The organism is Dorea sp. MB18-49 (assembly GCF_023669465.1).
Lineage (GTDB): Bacteria > Bacillota > Clostridia > Lachnospirales > Lachnospiraceae > Dorea_A > Dorea_A longicatena.
The window spans coordinates 19,667-35,583 of record NZ_JAMOYX010000027.1; the positions used below are offsets into that span (position 1 = coordinate 19,667).

Below are 15,917 nucleotides of genomic sequence, written 5' to 3' on the forward strand. Positions count from 1 at the left end.
GAGGGCTAAGAGTTTTTTACTTGAGATCCTTTGAATATTTGGATAATTTCTTCAATCATTTTTGAAGCTGGAACTCTTCCATTTTCCTTTCTTACGTGGTCCTTAAGTGCTTCTATTTGTGCATCTCCAAGGAGTTGTCTGGCAGTCCCTGTAATCTTAGAGGCATCTCCATTATCAATGTCGCACAGGTTTTCCAATAATTCATAATCGTCTAGAGCATCTGGCGGTAAAGTGTACCGAAACCCACTTTCTGTTGTTCCTGTAATTGCTGCCACTTCATTTTTTTCTGTATTCATCTTACTTCCCTTTCTTTACGATATACTCATAGTGAGTCTGTCCGCTTGAATCTGGTGTAGCCTTGAGTGTTGTCTCATATCCAATAGCTTCGCTGTCTTTATAGACAATATCTGCTACCTCTGTAACTGCTGCCGATGGAATCACAATTCGTTTTAGCGCTTTCTTCAAAATCATGTCGACTACCCAGGCGCACGCTTCCGCCTCGCTATTATTAGCTTTTACTGTGATCCCTTCTTCTAATGTTCCAGTTACATTTTCGTCTCCATATACAGCCTTTAAAACTTCGATATTTGTGATTTCGAGTAACTTATATTTAAAACTGTCTTCTTTGCTTGTTTGCAAATCTAGAACAGTGTCGCCGCCCCACGCCTTCACGTTATCCGTCTCAGGGCTATTAGAATTCGTGATTCCATCTTCTGAACAGTACCCCAGTTCCTTAAATGCTGCATTCAGTTCCGTTTTTGCATCGGTTGGAAGTTCGGTTCCTAATGGTGCTCGATAGATTGCTCCACCAATTTTGGGCTTTCCTGCACTTACATGTTCTGTGTTCATCTTATCCCTCCTAATAATGGACGATATCATATACTGCCTGATACCGATATTTTTTCCTTGCTGTATCAGTGTAGTTATAATCCGTATTAAGCTCACATCTACTGATATCGTCCAATTCGATTATTTCTTCCATTGCTTCTTTTACCCGCTCGTTGAGCGATGCCGCCCCGTACAGGGACGTAGAATAAGACTGGACAGCCAGAGTTGCTGATGCAATATGGTTTCCTGTGCTAGATCCAGTCTTTTCAATCAATACATATTCATTTCCAAGATCATCCTCTTCTTCCAGCCTAACCGGTATTCCAAGACTGGACTGTAGATAATCCTTAACGATTTTTTCCACCATGCTTTCCAACCGCCTTCAATAATCCGTTATTACCGTCATCTCCGCATACCTTTACAACCGCTCGCGTCTGTGCTACATATGCTTCTGTATCTGATGCACTGGCTATCTTATTCGCATGTTCCGCAAGGATTGCCTGCATTTCCGGGGACTGCATTAACTCTCTAACACCAGCACGGTTCAAAACAATCTTCGTCTTACCCATATAATGCCACCTGCCATTTTTGATTCCATTCTAACGGGATATTCTCTTCAATGCCTTGTTGCGGGAACCCAATCACCTGCCAAGACATTCCGAAGAAATCCACCCGGCAATCCTGCCAAGTGTGATTGTCTCCTTTCGGAATTGCAATATTGTATACCGCTTTCTTTCCGGTCAGATTTAATGTGTCCAGAATCTCCGTGGTCGATGCCGGAGCTACAAGCACATTCTCAATTGTCACTGGTGTCTCTCGGTATAACGGATGGTCAAATTCATCTTTTCCAATTACTGTCTTCTCATACAGTGTTACTGGAATTCCCTTGATCATCGATGCCATAAATATCCATCACCCCAACTCTCTGTCTTCTAAGACCTAGTCTGGATAACTCGGATTTCTTAATGAATAAACCGCCTCCAGGAATCAGATATGTTCCTGTCACAGAATAGCCCAGAGCTGATTGAGACATCTGTGTCATTGGCTCCGTGTCTGTCGATGTCATAAGTGTACGCGCTACCACGTCAACAGTCACAGATTTCGCAACATTCCGCAACGTCTCATTCTGTTCAATCATTTTATCCAAATCTTTTCCGACTTTGTTAGCTTCATATCTCAGAGAATCCGAGACAACTGTCAGAAGCTGCTCTGCCTTGCTATACTCGGATTCCTTAAGTTCTCGCCACAGAATAGATATATCTTCTAACGTAGCAAATGGCTCCATTATTCTGTACCCTCTTGTGATTTATCTTTTCCAGCCCCCTGGTTTTTAGATGGCGTTTTTTTCTTCTCAGGCTCTTCATCAATCTCAGGTTCCCAGTTTTCACCAGAAACTCTTGTACTCGTTTCGATAATTGCGCCCGTTTTTGTATTTTTATACTTCATACTATACCTCCTTAATTCTTGCAAACCATTCTGGCACCAGGATTCCCCATCCCAGATATACTTCTGCACGGATATAGATCTGACCATATCCTTTTAAGTCTTTTCCCGAGTTGTCCGGATCACCATACTGAATAATTTCCATAGGAATTTCCTTTGAATATCCCCATTTAACCGCTCCCTGGAAGTCTCCAATAATACCGTGGTCTTTCGTTGTTCCGCCAGATACAGTTTTGTTGACGCTTGTCGGGATTCCGTTAAATGTTGCAGGTGATGCTCCAAATGCAAATTCCGGATACTGCTTGATTCCATTCGCTTTGACTTTTGCCATCGCTGATCCGAATGTCTTCGAAAGCGCGAGTCCTGTTACATCTCCTTCAGAACCATCTACTACCGCAATCGCATCTTCCAGATTCGCATCCGGTGTTGCTGACGCATAATCTACAGTTTGCGTAACTTTCGCATCAAAATGATTGTCTCCAATTACGGAAGATGCTGTTCCTGTTCTTGGGTTAATACCATGCATAGCTGCAAGGTCAAGTCCCTTCGCTACTTTCTTCGCAAATCCATCATTAAACGCTGTTAAAATATCCAACTGCTCTTCTTCTGTAGCAATCATAAATTCATCAGAGATTCTTGTACCATATTCAAACTTAACCGGTACAATTTTAACTGGTGCGATAGTAGTACCGCCTTCGGTTTTCTTTCCATTCTCTGCGACAATATCAATTTCATTGTCCATAGAAAAAATCATTTCTTTCAATCCATTGAATGGAATCGGTGTCTGACCACATAATGCAGCCAGTGCTGATTTCCCTTTTACTTTTGTAATAAGATCTTTAACCAGTGTAGGGTCAAACATTGTTCCTTTTGATGTTGCCATAATTTTTTTATTCTCCTTTCAAACTAGCCAGCATGCCTTTCATTGCTGTCTTTTTGTCATCAATTTTTTGCGGATCTCCTCCTGCAAGTGGAGGAACATCTTTTTTTCTCAAGAATTTTGCCATTGTCTCGGCATCTTTCTTAATTTCCTCTTCATCAGATCCGCTTAATCTACCTGCAAGTTCATATGGGATTCCATTTTCATGTGCAACTCTCATCTTGAGAGAACTGGTCTCGTATCCCTTGATCTTGCCCTGCGCCTCTTCAAGCTGTTTCTTGTATCCGAGGTTCTTTTCTCCATCACCGTTAATTTCCTTGTTCAACGCTGCAATCTGCTGTTCAAAACCATCGGATTTTGCTTTTAGATCATCATAATCTTCTGCTTTTTTCTTGTAATCATCAAAGCCTTCATATTTTGCTTTCACTCCCGCAATGCGCTCTCCGATTACTTTATCAAGCTGCTCCTGTGTTGTAATTGGTGTAAATTCTGCCATTTTTGTTGCTCCTTTCTCCATTAACCGCTGGGTTGCGTAATATGCAAAAAGACACCCTGTTCAAGTGTCTTTTAACAACTAATTCTTTGTTTTCTTTTCTTGGTTTTTGTCTCACTGCACGCCCAGTATGCAAGAATTATACTGTCAAGCAATGCAACTTCCATTTCCTCTTTCATTGCCTTGTAGCCAAAACCTCCATTGGTCCCAATCGACCGTTTTTCACAGTTACTTACTACCTGTACCAGTGACGGCTGACCAGAATGAACTATATTCCTCTGATATAATCCCTGTTCGAATGATGCATTTGCTGCAATGATTTCCTTCACAGTGGGTAGGTGTGAATTCTTTATACCATAATCTTTCATTTCATTTTCCATTAACTGCTGCCCTGATGCACCATCAATAATCACCTTCCTTGCTTTCCATTCTTTCAAATATGCTAATATCCATGTATCTCCTGCACGTACCTCACGGCAATCAATACATTCAAGAAATATCTTTCCATCGTTTGTTTTAGATGCAACTCCCATTGCCACATTCCCATCTTTGCTGTATTTGATTCCCACAAAAAGATCTCCTGTAAGCTCCGGTGGGTCATCAGCTTTTAGTTCATTCCATTCTGTTGCGCTGATAGCTGATTTCTGATTATAGCGAATCCATAATCCTAATCGCTGGATATTAAAATCAATCGTATCTGAACCGATCTCATCAGTTACAGATCTTTCCGTGAATACTGTTCCTAGAGATGGATTTGTCTCATACCAGGCGTCTATATCTCTTATATCTGTCTGCTCCGGCACTGACCATTCTGCCCACCCGGAGTTAACCGTTTGTCCTTCCAAGGTTGCCTTACGGAATTTTGTGAAAACCGTTCCGGAGCTGACTGGAGTTGGTGGTGTTCCGCAAAATATTGTCTGTGGATTCTTACTATCTGTTACGACATATTTTAATGCGCTCTCCTGATCATCTTGGTACTCTTGTGCCTCATCGATAATCAGTAAATCAAATCCTTCTCCCAGACCACCTTTTGATGTTCTGGTTCGGAATTCGATAATTCCACCGCCAGCAACTTCCAAATGTTCTTTTCCAAATGCCTTATACGAAGAAACGACCTCGATATTTGCTTTCTTTAGCAAATTCGAAAGTCGTTCCCATGCGCTGTGTGTAGTTGTGGTTCTATGTGCTGTATGTAGGATTCTTTCGCCTTTCTTTAATCCATACATCTCTCTTATTGCAACAATTTCATTCTTTCCATTACGCCTTGGGACTGAATACCCGAATTTGGTATGTACCCATAACCCCTCTTCGTTTACGGCCAAAATGTCTGACAGCAGAAGCTCCTGCCACTCCTGTGCAGTTCTTCCTGTCGAATTGTAAATGTCTATTGCTTCAGCTCCATATGTTGAAGAATAAGGCAGCACGACAGATTGCGTCGGGGTCTGCCGCCCCTTCCTTATTTCTCCCATGTAGCCTCCTCAAAAATATAAGCCACCAGAATAATCTGGCAGCTTAATTGATTTCTATTATATTTTTTACCTCATCTAGTGGAATTCCATAAAATACTTTTCCGGCATCTAATTCTATTTCTTCTTTTCCAGATGATGTATCATACTCACTCTCCGTATTAGTTATAATACCTTTAAAACTTTTTCCTCCGACATCTCTTACGATGACTTGTTTACCTATGAAGCCTTTTATTTCCTCGTATGTCATAACTCTCACCTCTTTTTACTTGGATAATCTGGAACTATATGCATTCCATCTTTAGCGTAGTGAATCTTAAACACAGATGTCTCTGCACTATTTCCGTTTCGATTATCAACAACTACTCCTATGATTTTATCATTTGTCGTTATGATTTCTTTTGAATCCCAATTACCTTGACTATTATATTTAATAATTCCTGTCCCTGAAAATTTCTTTACTAGCGATTGAATTTCTTCGTTCGATACCGTAATGTAAGAAGGTCCAAATTGTCCTTTTGCTTCCAGACTCTTTTTTCTGGCTTCATACATCTTTGTCCCTTGTCGATGTATTTCCTGTCGTGATGCAATTTTTTCACGATTTTGTTCCGGAATTATCTTTTCCCGTATATTTCGTATAATCGCATCTGATTCCGGACTTAATCCCTGCAGTTTTCTTTCTTCTATTTTATCAGATTCTTTTTCGTATTTCCATTCTTTTGTCCATACATTTTGCTTTTTACCGTCTCCCGGATAATACTCAACAATGCAATCACAATTATCATGTCTCCGAAACACATCTTTAGGAACATCTGGATATACATATGTTCCGGCTACCTGATTACACCATTCACAGCAATGTCCAGATGATCTCCGTATAATCTTTGGTCTCAATCCAGCTTTTGCATGAAAATCTGCATTTTTCTGAACAGTATCGTCCATTGCTTTCTGAACCAAATTCCGTACAGGTGCATCGAGAATCCATTTCACATCGTCGAAATATTCTTCACTTGAAATCCGATTTACAATACCGTCTATATTATCCTGTTGGATTTGTGCTCTTATTGTTTTAATTCCAATGCCTGCTGCTTCGTTCACGATCTGCTGTACAATAGCTGCATTATCTGCCACCATCTCATAAGCTCCCCTCAACGTCGGGTCCAATACTCTGGAAGCAATGTTATAATACATCTTTCCATCCGGCAATATATCAGATGATAAATTGTCCGAATATGATTGCGCTAAGATTTTCCCAATCTCTTGTGCCACCTCGTTCGCTTGGCTGTATGAAGTCTTACCTCTCTGTGCCTGTTTCTTGAAGTTTTTAATGATGCTGCTCTTTTCAATATCATGATAGAATTGTTTCTGTATCTTCTCCAAAAGTCCTGGTGTGATGTCCTCCATAGTCTACACCTCCGGAGTTACTGGCAGATTGCTCATGTTAATTCCAGTTAAATCTCTTAAGTTATCTGCATTGAAATATCCTGGCACTGCCTGGTTAATCTTAATTGCTCCATCCCCAATATTGGACAGCATTGCTGCATCTGGTTCAAACACTGGCTCCCAGATTGGTGTAGTCATATATACCTGGTTCCGGTAATATTGATAATCATCACGTAGGCACGCAGCCAGATAGCCAACATTCAGAAATCCACTGCCAAATGCTCGCTGTGCTTTCCTTGCTGTCAGTCTCAGATTCTCGTGTGATGCCTTGATTGCTTCCTGGCTAGCCGGATTCTCCGTTGCAAATCCTAGATCATCTAATGTCAGCCCGGTCTCTCCAGCAAACAATGCAGCAAACATTTTAAGCTGATCTAGATGTGGTGCCATAGACTGCTGCTGGAACTGTCCCAAGGTTGGCGAACCTCCGTCCTCGTCCTTATCAAATTGCAGGAGGCTTGATACGGTAGCTTTCCACTTATCCATCTGTTCCGCATCTGGATCCAGACCAACTACATATTTTTGCGGAAATGAGTAGAACTCGGCTGTAATCTCAGACCGCTTCAAGGTTCTCATGGCCGATTCTGTGATTGACATACATGCCCGGCTGATTCTAGAATGTCCAAATGCTCTCTTGGCATCTGGCCGGAATATAATTGGCACTAATAATGGTGCTGGCACATTCTCTTCAAAAAGTTGATTCGGAATTCCATTTCTGTATATTACCGTCCACCCTTCCACAAAATAAGCCTCTACAGTCGCTTTTCCGCAATCGTCACGTTCCAGAACCGCATAGCCTTCCGTAAGAAGATTCGTAATTGGATTAATAATGCCAGTTGCATTCGCCCCATCAATTACCTGCAATCTCGGGAAATCATCTTCTCCCTTCGATATATATATGAAACAGCAGGAAGAAATCAATGCCGACAACGTCGCAGAATCGTACAGAATATCTGGATTGTTCATCCTAAATATCCCAGTCATGTCAAAATTATCGTCACGGAATCCTCTGAATTCAAGCCTATCCGCAATCGAATCTACAGCTTTTGCATTCCAGCCAAGTACAGCCTGCAACCATTGTAGGCTGGGCGGCGTAGCGATCCCCATGTCCCGTGCTATATTTTTCATCTCATAGAATTTATACCGTCTTAAGACTCGGTTTCGCTTTCGATTCAGCTTTTTTCTCAGGTACTCTATTCCTCTGTACTCTGCCATTTATTTCTCCTTTCTACGCTATTTTTTTCCGGCGTGTGTTTTTTTTCGCAGTGACGGTGTGAAGTCCGCGCGCGCCCACTGTGGGGGAGGTATGCCCCCTGTCCATCAAAATTATTTAGGTCTATAATCACTCCAATTGAATGTATGTGGCAGTACACGGTTCCCCAATATTTCATCTTGCTTTGTCACACTGTTATCTATCAACTTGTCGCTCTTCTGTCTATTGCATGTCCAGTGCGCCAATTGCATATTGTCTATATCGCTCGGATGACCGCCCTTAGCAATCGGGATTATATGATCAATGCAAGGTGATAGCGGATGCGGATACTTTAAAGAAAAGTCTACTGGTTTCCCACATATTCCACACACGGTCTGTGTTGCATATATTTTCTTCTTATTCTTTTCAAACGCTCCACGATGAGTCCCATCTTTATCTGGTCTATTTCTTTTCATGTATTTCACGTTTCCTTTATAAGAAAAGACATCCGATATGTCGGATGTCTTCGTTGAACCTATAATCGAGCCGACGGCTTTCCGCCTTTGGCTCAAGTATTATTGTAAATGAGAATCATGGGAATTACGGGACACTTTTAAAAAGTTTTCAATTCTTTTTCCAACTCCACTTCTTCCCATATGTACTCGCTTTCCAACTTCTCGCAATGTTACATTTTTCCTTCCGTCAATAAAATAGATCCTGAAAATCCGGTGAGTTATGCTGTCTTTTATATCATCCACAAAACGTTCTATCTCCTCGCATTCTTTCTTCAGTCTTTCTTTTCTCTCCATGTCACGAATTTGTAGCCGCTCATACTTTTCAGAATCAAAACCCGTCACACTCTGTGGCATCGGATATCCCTTGCTGTAATCGAATATGACATCATTCCCGATCATCGTATCTGATTTCCATCTATTGTTAATTGCATAGTCAAGTTCCAGTATTTCTGCCTTATTGCTCCTGTATGACAGTAGTCTTTCCTTTGTCATCTGTTCCAATAATATCTGCTCCTTTCCCCATACTCTTTCTTTAGCCCTTACCACAATGCCTGCCTTCGTTTTCTGCCTTTTTTGTACACCGTGCATTCTGCTGCCGGCATCCCCCTACTATGTCCCTCTATTTCAATATAGCTACAGTTCCCGACCTGATCATGTCTTCCACGGTATACACAAGTCTTACACAGGTGTCTGTCCGCATTTGGACCTGCCTTTCCTTTGTTGTAGCCGTCTTTCTTTCGTCTTCCCGGCTTTCTTCCGAGCATCTCTTCTCTGATTCCGGCCAGTCCTATATATTGAATATAATCCCGCACTTCCCAGTACTTTAATCCTGTAGCTTCCGCTATAGCTTTGTTAGTTTTTTTGTCAAGCACCATCTTTTTAATGATTTTTTCCTGTTCTTCGCTTATTTCCTTCAACAATACTCCTTTCTCCTCCGACTGCTGCCATCCGGCTTTTGCCGGAGGGAATCTATATCAACCGGTTGCTGTCGTGATACAATTACCGGCAAGTGCAAGCTATTTTATTTATCGCTGTTCCCGATCAGCCTATTAAGCAGATCTTTTGTTTTCTCTAATGCGTCCACAGCTTTCTCCCAGATTGGTAATTCCATAATTTCTCTCCCCCACGCATAGCATAACGGGAAGAGCAGCATTATAGTTGCAACTGTGATTACGAATGCTGTTATCTTCTCCATTTTTGTCACCTGTCTGTTTCTTTCATAAATTGGTTGTACATCTGTTTCTGCCAGCCTTCTTTTGGTGGCTCCGGTCCACGGTTATGGTCACTTAAGGTTCTTATCAGATCTTCAAATTCTGCTGCCGCCTGTTCCGAAAGCTCTTCCTTCAGGTTGACGTTGCTCATCCAGCTGAATCCGTATTTTTTAAGAATATCTTTTCTTGTCATTTCCCGCCTCTTTCTTACTTCAATAATTCCTTGTCTATTATCTGGAAGTTGGCTCTGTGAATATATAATGCCTTGCCGTCTATCATTAATTTGGTCATCTTTGGAAGATCTTGTGGAATTTTCCAATATACCTTATCTCCTGAATATGCTGTGATCGGTTGTCCTAATTGCGACTTGATTACTACTACCCTTGATTTTCCAAAAGAGTTTTTATATTTATTAACGATTCCGGCTATGATTGTATTGTCTGTTATCGCTCCGCTCGACTGGCTTTGGATATCTTCTTGCGTAAAATTCACCTCGGCATTTAATCCATTTTGCTCAAATATGCAGGTATCTCCACAGCTTTGTATCTCTTTGCCATCAATGTTGATTGTGATCACCGATGATAACTCATATCCGGTTATTACAGATCCGTCACTATCATATGATGTTGATTTTACTGCATTCCCTTCGATATTGATCTTTTCTCCCTGTGTCGTCATTATCTTATTTCCGTAATTATCATAGGTATTGATTGTATATGTATTCCCCGTCAGATTCCCCTGCAGATCATTTAATGCTGAATCAAGTTCTGCGCATCCTGTCAGACACACTATTAATACTATGCATGCTATTAATCCTGTTATCTTTCGTCTTTTCATTTTGTTATTCCTCCTCTTCTCTGTCATCCCATTTACACATATCCCGCCATTCGCAGAATATGCAACAACTTCTGCATTCCTTCTTCCGGGATTTCATAACCCAGTGTTCTAATCTTTTCACGAAGTCCATTTATATCATCCTCCTGTGCCTGCATAAATGCATTAAAGTTCAATTCTTCGTCTCGGATTCTTGTTTTCTCAAATGGGTAACTTCCGTCCATCATCGCTTTTACGTCCTGTAATTCCTCTATAAGTACATCTATGCTTTCTGTTTTCGTAAATGTCATAACAACTTCTGCCTGATCCACATTCCAGCTGTCCTCAACCGGAACTCTTTCGCCTATTACATGTGGCTTCTGCGTGATATAGCACAACGCTCCTATGCCACCGCTCAATGCTGCCGTCATTCGGATATCGCCTGTTCCAAATTCCATTTTGCTTTTTCCTTTTATCATTCCTTAACCTTTCCTTCGATACTATCCAAGAGATCCTCTATCCCCTTCATGTATCCCTCTTTATATTTCTGCCTCTTTTCAATTTCCTTTTTGCATTCCGCTTCTGCTCCACGCTCCAAATCGGCCGCCGTTTTTATTATCTGATCATATTCTTGCTTATTCACTTTCTTCCCGCCTTTCATCGTCAAATACATTTTTGATTACTTCATACTTGTAAATCTTTATATCGCATTCTTTTAGTATTCTAGGGCATTTGCAACGTCTCTCTCCTGTAGCTCCTAATGGATATGGTACACAATGCCAGGCTGTGACTTCTTCAACTACCGGGCAGAAAAGTGAGCTAGTGACAAGATTGAACTTTCCAAATACAACTTCCATCTTTTCTTCTGGATTCTTTGCAGGCACGATAATGTCGTGTTCCCATATTTTCCTGCCTTTCCAATCTTCCATTCCCGTCCAGATACATACCGTAATTGGATCTACCTCATGTATCTCAAGGCCATCTGGTGACGGACTTGCGATGTATGATCCAACCGGTATAATATCTTTTCTCCAACTTTCTTCATAGTGGCGAGTTTTGTCCGGCATGTTGAAATAGAATCCTTCTACCCACGTGTCTTTATCTTTACATTTTGCTTTGAATAGAATATCTGTAACTATCATTCCTCTTCCTCAACTCCTTGTATAATAATCTTTCCACAGCTGGCCATTCTTAGATTTCGTTCAAATGTAGGACTGTGTCGCAACCCTAAAAGCACCATAATCTTGTATGCCCTTCCGTTCAAACACCTTTTATACCAATCTTTCCAGACATTGAATCGCAATTTCAAAATATCAGCTCCTTTCCAGATAGTTCCGTCCTATTAATCTTTCGAACTCTTCCCGTGTATGAGTTTCTTCGTATTTGGCTTGAAAGATCCTGCATAGCAGTTCCCTAGTCTCTCTACAGTTATGTACTGCCCTCGGTCCGTCTTTGTGATGAGCCGGACACAGGTAGGCTTTGAAGCCATTCTCTTCGCTTACCTGTCTTAATCCTCCCCCGTAGAATACATGGTGCTCTTCTGTGTACTGCTGCCGGCGGATGCCTTCCAGTCGGCACAGGAAGCATTCGCCTTTTACGGTGTCTACGATCGGAGCTGGATGGTGCTTTCTTTTTTTCTTCCTGGTTGGTTTCGGGAACATTAATTCACACATTCGATCTCAGCTCCATTTCGATCAACCTCGGTTTCGAAGAATTCTTTCCAAAATAATTCCTTCGTCAAGACTCCGAAACTTACTCCCGGCATATTACGAATTGTCTTTTCCATGGCTTTTCCCATGTATTCTGCTGCTGTATCGGCATCGACAGATGATATATATATTCTTCTGGTGGCATATGCTCCTTTTACTTCTTCCGGTTGCTCTTCTGAAATATTCATATCTGGTGGGCAATACTCTGGGAAATCTTTCGTCAATTCTGTTTGTCCCGGGATCTGTGTTTCATCATGTTTTTCCTGTGGAATCTCAGTTTTTACTTCCGTAGCTTCTTCTGTCTTTTTCGATTCTTTCTCCATTGCAGGTATTGAAACGGATCGAGGTGTACCGTTTTCTTCTTTTTCTTCATTGTTTTCCTCTTTATTTGTCGGTGCATCTGGCTGGTTTGTTTGTGAATCGGCTGGTTTTGTTCCCGATCGTTCTGGTTTCGCGTTGTTCCGTTTCGCTTTTACCACCTTTGATTCTTTTCTCTTTTTCGGTTGCACCGGTGCAATTTCTTCTTTTTTCGGGAACGATTCTCCATACATCTCTTCCCAGGTCTTTTCCGCATCTTCACTGTCTGTGATCATTGTGCAGTAGCTTAATGCATCGTCCCATGAATAGAACTCTTTATCTCCCGACCGGACCATATGTAATGTAATGTCTTTGGATTCGTGCATATAGAGCATGATTCGGCCAATTCCTTGGATTCGGGTGCTGTAAATCTTATCTCCGTCCGGTGCAAGTACTTCCTGCAGATATTTTGTTCCGCAGGTTGTCCGTACTGTTTCGTGCATGGTTTTATATAATTCCGGTTCATCACGGAATATCTGGTGCAATGCTTTCTCCAGGTTGCCGAGGTCTTTCTGTTCTTCCTTCTGTCCTTCCAGGATTACTTCGATATCCGTGATTTTCTCTTCCTCTTCGATTTCCTCTTTTACTGCCTGAATCTCTGTTTTGCTGTATGCTGGTGTTAGTTCTTCCACTACTTCTTCCGGAAGCGTCAGCATCAGTGCTAGTTTCGCATAGCCGAACCCCTGGTACTGCTCCTGAAGCTTTGGAGAATAGCCACCTTCTGAGAATTTATCGTTGACTCTTATATACCTTGATACCTGTGAGGCATCCAGTTTGTATTCGCCCCAGGCAAATTCATTTACATCGTTATATCCAGAATCTTTCAGAATATCTGTGTCTCTCGCCTGTTTCAGCAGATAGCCGGTGAGGACAAAGTCCTCTACCGTTCTGTTTAATACTCTGTTGACTGCCTGTTTGAACTCTTCATACCCGTTATAATTTATAAGCTCGTCCATCTTATACCGCCTTTTCTAATAATTCTTCGATCTCTTCTGCATCCATGAAGTCTTCTGCCAGTCCCTGCAGGACTCTTGTATTATTCTTTGCTTTCAGGTCTTCAATGTTTGCATTCCGCTTTTCTTTGCTGATCTTAGCCAGCTCCCTATCTGCTTTTGTCAATCGTTTCTTTAGAACCCTCTGCCATTCCTTCAGGAAATCTCTGATCTGTTCGATACCTGGTTCTTCGTCCATGTAACTCCTGTGCTGTCTGATCGTTCCGGATGGTTCTACCTCAATCGTGTAGAACGGCACGCCTTCCTGTTCTTTTCTTCTCAAGAAGCAGATATAGGTTTCTCTTGTTTCAATTCGATCAAAATACCGTTCACTGCTGCCGGCGCAATGATGCAGGGCGCGTCCTTCTTTTACGATATCTACTAGTGATTCCGGTACGATGATCTTGTACTCTTCGTTTTCGTACTCATATCGATCTTTAATCTCGTGTAAGGTCTGCTCTGCTGTCGGGTATTTCTCCCGCATTTCCTGAGCATATTGTTCTCTTTCTGCCTGGCTTGCCATCATTTCTTTCAGAATATCCATCTGTTGTTTATCGATCACGATTTCATCATGTCGTCTTTTCAGCTCTCTCGGTCGATATGTAAGCTCGTCCTTCATATTCTTGTTGCATGCTTTGCACATACTCAGATAGTCGTTGTATTGTTCCAGAACGGCTTCTTCTGTGAATCCCGGATACTGTTCTTTCTGCTGCCGGCGGATGTAATTCATCAGCTGTGTAGTGCTCAGATACTTTCCGGCATGATATCTAATATTCTCCGGCCCAAGTCCGCATCTCAGCAGCCATCTCAGAGTTTCTGTCGGTATCTTTTCTCCTGTTTCGTCTGAATATTGCATCCAGCGAACCATTTCATTTCCACCGTTTTCGTCACGGATCCGGTTGATTTTTTGCCGATCGTTGATGTAGAACATTTTGTTTATGTTCTTTGCCCTTATGTCTAATGGTCCGTAGTATGCCATGTTCCATCCCGGATATTCCGTGCATGCAACAGTTTCTCTTAAAAGATTCCGGAACCGTCCTTTGGCCAGATATTCTATCTTTTCTGCGTAACCTTTTACCTGATATACTCCGGATAGCAGACGGTTGTAGTTTAATTTCCAACCGGCTGCTGCCAGGAATTCTATGATCCTGATGGCATCCTTGTACACTGTGTTTTTCAGTACTTCACTGTAATCCCCAGGGTACATATAGCCGTCTCTTGCCCGGTAGTTCAGATTGTTGCTTTTGTGCCATCCTTCCCATGGGATATTGTAAAAAATCTTGTAATTATACCTATTGCTCTTAAAAAGCTCCTGCTTATATATCACAATCCGGATCTCTTCATCAATTGTTACCCAGTGTCTTGCATATTCCCATCCGATATCTACACGGAAAATTCTTAATACACTTGCCGTTTCGTCGATCTTATCAAGTTTATATAAGCTCTCAGGGGGGGCTGTGATATGATCTGTTCTTGTTTTTACCTGTACAATTTTTCCGCATAACGGGCATTTCACACTACAATCATGGCTTACTCTCTTTTTTAGTGGGTCTATTGGCGTCAATCGCGATCTGCTGAATCTTCCTCCGCATGCTGTACATCCAAAGCTTTCCGTCTTCTTTTTCTTAATCATGTAGTCCCTGCCTGCTGCCAGTTCGAAAAACCATTGATCTACGTCTTTAGGAAGTACCGGTGCTTTGTTCATGAAATTATTTATCTTCGCTCTTCTGTTATGTTCTGCAGTCTGCCGGATGTCGTAATCGTAACTGTATTCCATGTGATCTATGCGGCTCCATACATCATTTGTGCAATATTTGTCTGCAGTGATATCTAATAATCTCTTCCTGTCTTCCTCGGTATCAATCTTTGGGTACTTATAGGCATGTTTCATCCATACCCATTCGTACCAGTTTCCTTCTATTGCTGTTATGAGTTTTCCTTTCTTCCAGCCATTCTTTTCGGTCCAATATTCGTGTTCTCCTGTTTTGCAGTTGATGCAGTATCTCACTGCCAGAACCTTGTCATTGAATACATTAATGATTGCAATATCGTCTAATGTCTGGACTGTCGCGATATGCCCTTTTTTCCTGGTCTTTGCTGGTTCTATCTTCTCAATTGCTTTCCGTTTCATCTTGCACCTCCACGAGTTCCCGGTTGGCTGTGATCGTATATTTTACTCCCGGTTTGATTCCGCTCTGCCCTACTACGCCAACTTTGGCCGCTATAATGTTTCCTTCACTCTCAAGGATCCATCCGACTGCCGTTCCCTCAATCCCGTATACGATTGGTCTTTCTCCTCTCGCTATTGCAAGCAGTGTACCGGTTTTTGTATATGCAGCATCGTTCGTGATCATCACTCCACCCACCGTACTGATCCATTTTCTTTGCGGGTGCTCGACCATGTACATCATGGTGTGGCCGGCGATATCCAGCAGATCCAGTTCTTTGATTAGCGTCAATTCCGTGGATACTACCATGGAGCAGCCGTCCTCTTCATCGATACTTCCTCCTGATTCGCACAAGAAGAACCGGCTTTTATCGTTCAGCCCGTACCACATCATGCAGTCTGGGAGATATT

The 15,917-nt window shown here is 41.9% G+C and carries 26 protein-coding genes; all 26 read right to left on the reverse strand.

All coding sequences use genetic code 11. The annotated features are described in order from the left end of the window. Nucleotides 1-5 precede the first annotated feature (5 nt). On the reverse strand, nucleotides 6-296 hold the full coding sequence (locus NCY30_RS09235) for a hypothetical protein (protein WP_250818660.1): 291 nt from the start codon (nucleotides 294-296) through the stop codon (nucleotides 6-8). A gap of 1 nt (nucleotide 297) precedes the next feature. Continuing rightward, entirely contained in the window at nucleotides 298-849 is a 552-nt protein-coding gene (locus NCY30_RS09240) for a phage tail tube protein (RefSeq protein ID WP_250818661.1), read from the reverse strand. Nucleotides 850-859: 10 nt separating this feature from the next. Continuing rightward, complete coding sequence (locus NCY30_RS09245) at nucleotides 860-1,195, reverse strand: hypothetical protein (protein ID WP_250818662.1); 336 nt, start codon at nucleotides 1,193-1,195, stop codon at nucleotides 860-862. Further along, nucleotides 1,176-1,397: a hypothetical protein gene (locus tag NCY30_RS09250; RefSeq protein WP_173784424.1), complete on the reverse strand. Its 222-nt coding sequence runs from the start codon at nucleotides 1,395-1,397 to the stop codon at nucleotides 1,176-1,178. The genes NCY30_RS09245 and NCY30_RS09250 overlap by 20 nt, the downstream gene beginning before the upstream one ends. Then, nucleotides 1,390-1,731, reverse strand: a complete 342-nt coding sequence (locus NCY30_RS09255) for a hypothetical protein (RefSeq protein WP_250818663.1) — start codon at nucleotides 1,729-1,731, stop codon at nucleotides 1,390-1,392. The genes NCY30_RS09250 and NCY30_RS09255 overlap by 8 nt, the downstream gene beginning before the upstream one ends. Beyond that, nucleotides 1,691-2,113, reverse strand: coding sequence for a phage Gp19/Gp15/Gp42 family protein (locus NCY30_RS09260; protein WP_250818664.1), 423 nt, complete (start codon nucleotides 2,111-2,113; stop codon nucleotides 1,691-1,693). Before NCY30_RS09260 ends, NCY30_RS09255 begins: the two co-directional genes overlap by 41 nt. Beyond that, nucleotides 2,113-2,274, reverse strand: coding sequence for a hypothetical protein (locus NCY30_RS09265; protein ID WP_250818665.1), 162 nt, complete (start codon nucleotides 2,272-2,274; stop codon nucleotides 2,113-2,115). The genes NCY30_RS09260 and NCY30_RS09265 overlap by 1 nt, the downstream gene beginning before the upstream one ends. A 1-nt stretch (nucleotide 2,275) precedes the next feature. Further along, entirely contained in the window at nucleotides 2,276-3,154 is an 879-nt protein-coding gene (locus tag NCY30_RS09270; RefSeq protein ID WP_250818666.1) for a phage major capsid protein, read from the reverse strand. A gap of 7 nt (nucleotides 3,155-3,161) precedes the next feature. Continuing rightward, a complete protein-coding gene (locus tag NCY30_RS09275) occupies nucleotides 3,162-3,647 on the reverse strand; it encodes a capsid assembly scaffolding protein Gp46 family protein (protein ID WP_250818667.1) in 486 nt (161 codons plus the stop codon). Between the two features lie 71 nt (nucleotides 3,648-3,718). Further along, nucleotides 3,719-5,113 (reverse strand): terminase large subunit, encoded by a 1,395-nt coding sequence (locus NCY30_RS09280; RefSeq protein ID WP_250818668.1) that lies wholly within the window; start codon nucleotides 5,111-5,113, stop codon nucleotides 3,719-3,721. Between the two features lie 43 nt (nucleotides 5,114-5,156). Then, nucleotides 5,157-5,360: a hypothetical protein gene (locus NCY30_RS09285; protein WP_250818669.1), complete on the reverse strand. Its 204-nt coding sequence runs from the start codon at nucleotides 5,358-5,360 to the stop codon at nucleotides 5,157-5,159. A 5-nt stretch (nucleotides 5,361-5,365) separates the two neighbouring features. Further along, on the reverse strand, nucleotides 5,366-6,514 hold the full coding sequence (locus NCY30_RS09290) for a polymorphic toxin type 50 domain-containing protein (protein WP_250818670.1): 1,149 nt from the start codon (nucleotides 6,512-6,514) through the stop codon (nucleotides 5,366-5,368). Nucleotides 6,515-6,517: 3 nt separating this feature from the next. Then, the gene (locus NCY30_RS09295; protein WP_250818671.1) at nucleotides 6,518-7,765 is read right to left on the reverse strand and encodes a hypothetical protein; all 1,248 of its coding nucleotides are present in this window, start codon (nucleotides 7,763-7,765) and stop codon (nucleotides 6,518-6,520) included. A 111-nt stretch (nucleotides 7,766-7,876) separates the two neighbouring features. Then, nucleotides 7,877-8,218: an HNH endonuclease gene (locus NCY30_RS09300; RefSeq protein WP_173784434.1), complete on the reverse strand. Its 342-nt coding sequence runs from the start codon at nucleotides 8,216-8,218 to the stop codon at nucleotides 7,877-7,879. Nucleotides 8,219-8,317: 99 nt separating this feature from the next. After that, nucleotides 8,318-8,803 carry a hypothetical protein gene (locus NCY30_RS09305; RefSeq protein ID WP_250818672.1) on the reverse strand — a complete coding sequence of 162 codons (486 nt, stop codon included), beginning with the start codon at nucleotides 8,801-8,803 and terminating at the stop codon, nucleotides 8,318-8,320. Then, entirely contained in the window at nucleotides 8,797-9,177 is a 381-nt protein-coding gene (locus NCY30_RS09310) for a hypothetical protein (protein WP_250818673.1), read from the reverse strand. The genes NCY30_RS09305 and NCY30_RS09310 overlap by 7 nt, the downstream gene beginning before the upstream one ends. Before the next feature lie 101 nt (nucleotides 9,178-9,278). Beyond that, a complete protein-coding gene (locus NCY30_RS09315; protein WP_250818674.1) occupies nucleotides 9,279-9,452 on the reverse strand; it encodes a hypothetical protein in 174 nt (57 codons plus the stop codon). A 5-nt stretch (nucleotides 9,453-9,457) separates the two neighbouring features. Next, nucleotides 9,458-9,661: a hypothetical protein gene (locus NCY30_RS09320; RefSeq protein ID WP_250818675.1), complete on the reverse strand. Its 204-nt coding sequence runs from the start codon at nucleotides 9,659-9,661 to the stop codon at nucleotides 9,458-9,460. A 14-nt stretch (nucleotides 9,662-9,675) separates the two neighbouring features. Beyond that, on the reverse strand, nucleotides 9,676-10,305 hold the full coding sequence (locus NCY30_RS09325; protein WP_250818676.1) for a DUF5052 family protein: 630 nt from the start codon (nucleotides 10,303-10,305) through the stop codon (nucleotides 9,676-9,678). A gap of 32 nt (nucleotides 10,306-10,337) precedes the next feature. Continuing rightward, complete coding sequence (locus NCY30_RS09330) at nucleotides 10,338-10,760, reverse strand: hypothetical protein (RefSeq protein WP_250818677.1); 423 nt, start codon at nucleotides 10,758-10,760, stop codon at nucleotides 10,338-10,340. Next, on the reverse strand, nucleotides 10,757-10,924 hold the full coding sequence (locus tag NCY30_RS09335) for a hypothetical protein (protein WP_250818678.1): 168 nt from the start codon (nucleotides 10,922-10,924) through the stop codon (nucleotides 10,757-10,759). Before NCY30_RS09335 ends, NCY30_RS09330 begins: the two co-directional genes overlap by 4 nt. Next, the gene (locus NCY30_RS09340; RefSeq protein WP_250818679.1) at nucleotides 10,917-11,423 is read right to left on the reverse strand and encodes a hypothetical protein; all 507 of its coding nucleotides are present in this window, start codon (nucleotides 11,421-11,423) and stop codon (nucleotides 10,917-10,919) included. Before NCY30_RS09340 ends, NCY30_RS09335 begins: the two co-directional genes overlap by 8 nt. A 171-nt stretch (nucleotides 11,424-11,594) precedes the next feature. Next, nucleotides 11,595-11,954 carry a hypothetical protein gene (locus NCY30_RS09345; protein WP_250818680.1) on the reverse strand — a complete coding sequence of 120 codons (360 nt, stop codon included), beginning with the start codon at nucleotides 11,952-11,954 and terminating at the stop codon, nucleotides 11,595-11,597. Next, on the reverse strand, nucleotides 11,942-13,303 hold the full coding sequence (locus NCY30_RS09350) for a hypothetical protein (RefSeq protein ID WP_250818681.1): 1,362 nt from the start codon (nucleotides 13,301-13,303) through the stop codon (nucleotides 11,942-11,944). The genes NCY30_RS09345 and NCY30_RS09350 overlap by 13 nt, the downstream gene beginning before the upstream one ends. Nucleotide 13,304: 1 nt before the next feature. Then, the gene (locus NCY30_RS09355; RefSeq protein WP_250818682.1) at nucleotides 13,305-15,470 is read right to left on the reverse strand and encodes a PcfJ domain-containing protein; all 2,166 of its coding nucleotides are present in this window, start codon (nucleotides 15,468-15,470) and stop codon (nucleotides 13,305-13,307) included. Next, nucleotides 15,451-15,917: DUF7666 domain-containing protein (locus NCY30_RS09360; protein WP_250818683.1), on the reverse strand; the 467-nt coding region annotated here is incomplete at its 5' end. The genes NCY30_RS09360 and NCY30_RS09355, both read right to left, overlap by 20 nt.

Excerpts from the sequence above, each read along its gene's own strand:
- NCY30_RS09235 (WP_250818660.1), bottom strand. The coding sequence starts at position 296 with ATGAATACAGAAAAAAATGAAGTGGCAGCAATTACAGGAACAACAGAA.
- NCY30_RS09240 (WP_250818661.1), bottom strand. The coding sequence starts at position 849 with ATGAACACAGAACATGTAAGTGCAGGAAAGCCCAAAATTGGTGGAGCA.
- NCY30_RS09245 (WP_250818662.1), bottom strand. The coding sequence starts at position 1,195 with ATGGTGGAAAAAATCGTTAAGGATTATCTACAGTCCAGTCTTGGAATA.
- NCY30_RS09250 (WP_173784424.1), bottom strand. The coding sequence starts at position 1,397 with ATGGGTAAGACGAAGATTGTTTTGAACCGTGCTGGTGTTAGAGAGTTA.
- NCY30_RS09255 (WP_250818663.1), bottom strand. The coding sequence starts at position 1,731 with ATGGCATCGATGATCAAGGGAATTCCAGTAACACTGTATGAGAAGACA.
- NCY30_RS09260 (WP_250818664.1), bottom strand. The coding sequence starts at position 2,113 with ATGGAGCCATTTGCTACGTTAGAAGATATATCTATTCTGTGGCGAGAA.
- NCY30_RS09265 (WP_250818665.1), bottom strand. The coding sequence starts at position 2,274 with ATGAAGTATAAAAATACAAAAACGGGCGCAATTATCGAAACGAGTACA.
- NCY30_RS09270 (WP_250818666.1), bottom strand. The coding sequence starts at position 3,154 with ATGGCAACATCAAAAGGAACAATGTTTGACCCTACACTGGTTAAAGAT.
- NCY30_RS09275 (WP_250818667.1), bottom strand. The coding sequence starts at position 3,647 with ATGGCAGAATTTACACCAATTACAACACAGGAGCAGCTTGATAAAGTA.
- NCY30_RS09280 (WP_250818668.1), bottom strand. The coding sequence starts at position 5,113 with ATGGGAGAAATAAGGAAGGGGCGGCAGACCCCGACGCAATCTGTCGTG.
- NCY30_RS09285 (WP_250818669.1), bottom strand. The coding sequence starts at position 5,360 with ATGACATACGAGGAAATAAAAGGCTTCATAGGTAAACAAGTCATCGTA.
- NCY30_RS09290 (WP_250818670.1), bottom strand. The coding sequence starts at position 6,514 with ATGGAGGACATCACACCAGGACTTTTGGAGAAGATACAGAAACAATTC.
- NCY30_RS09295 (WP_250818671.1), bottom strand. The coding sequence starts at position 7,765 with ATGGCAGAGTACAGAGGAATAGAGTACCTGAGAAAAAAGCTGAATCGA.
- NCY30_RS09300 (WP_173784434.1), bottom strand. The coding sequence starts at position 8,218 with ATGAAAAGAAATAGACCAGATAAAGATGGGACTCATCGTGGAGCGTTT.
- NCY30_RS09315 (WP_250818674.1), bottom strand. The coding sequence starts at position 9,452 with ATGGAGAAGATAACAGCATTCGTAATCACAGTTGCAACTATAATGCTG.
- NCY30_RS09320 (WP_250818675.1), bottom strand. The coding sequence starts at position 9,661 with ATGACAAGAAAAGATATTCTTAAAAAATACGGATTCAGCTGGATGAGC.
- NCY30_RS09325 (WP_250818676.1), bottom strand. The coding sequence starts at position 10,305 with ATGAAAAGACGAAAGATAACAGGATTAATAGCATGCATAGTATTAATA.
- NCY30_RS09330 (WP_250818677.1), bottom strand. The coding sequence starts at position 10,760 with ATGATAAAAGGAAAAAGCAAAATGGAATTTGGAACAGGCGATATCCGA.
- NCY30_RS09340 (WP_250818679.1), bottom strand. The coding sequence starts at position 11,423 with ATGATAGTTACAGATATTCTATTCAAAGCAAAATGTAAAGATAAAGAC.
- NCY30_RS09345 (WP_250818680.1), bottom strand. The coding sequence starts at position 11,954 with ATGTGTGAATTAATGTTCCCGAAACCAACCAGGAAGAAAAAAAGAAAG.
- NCY30_RS09350 (WP_250818681.1), bottom strand. The coding sequence starts at position 13,303 with ATGGACGAGCTTATAAATTATAACGGGTATGAAGAGTTCAAACAGGCA.
- NCY30_RS09355 (WP_250818682.1), bottom strand. The coding sequence starts at position 15,470 with ATGAAACGGAAAGCAATTGAGAAGATAGAACCAGCAAAGACCAGGAAA.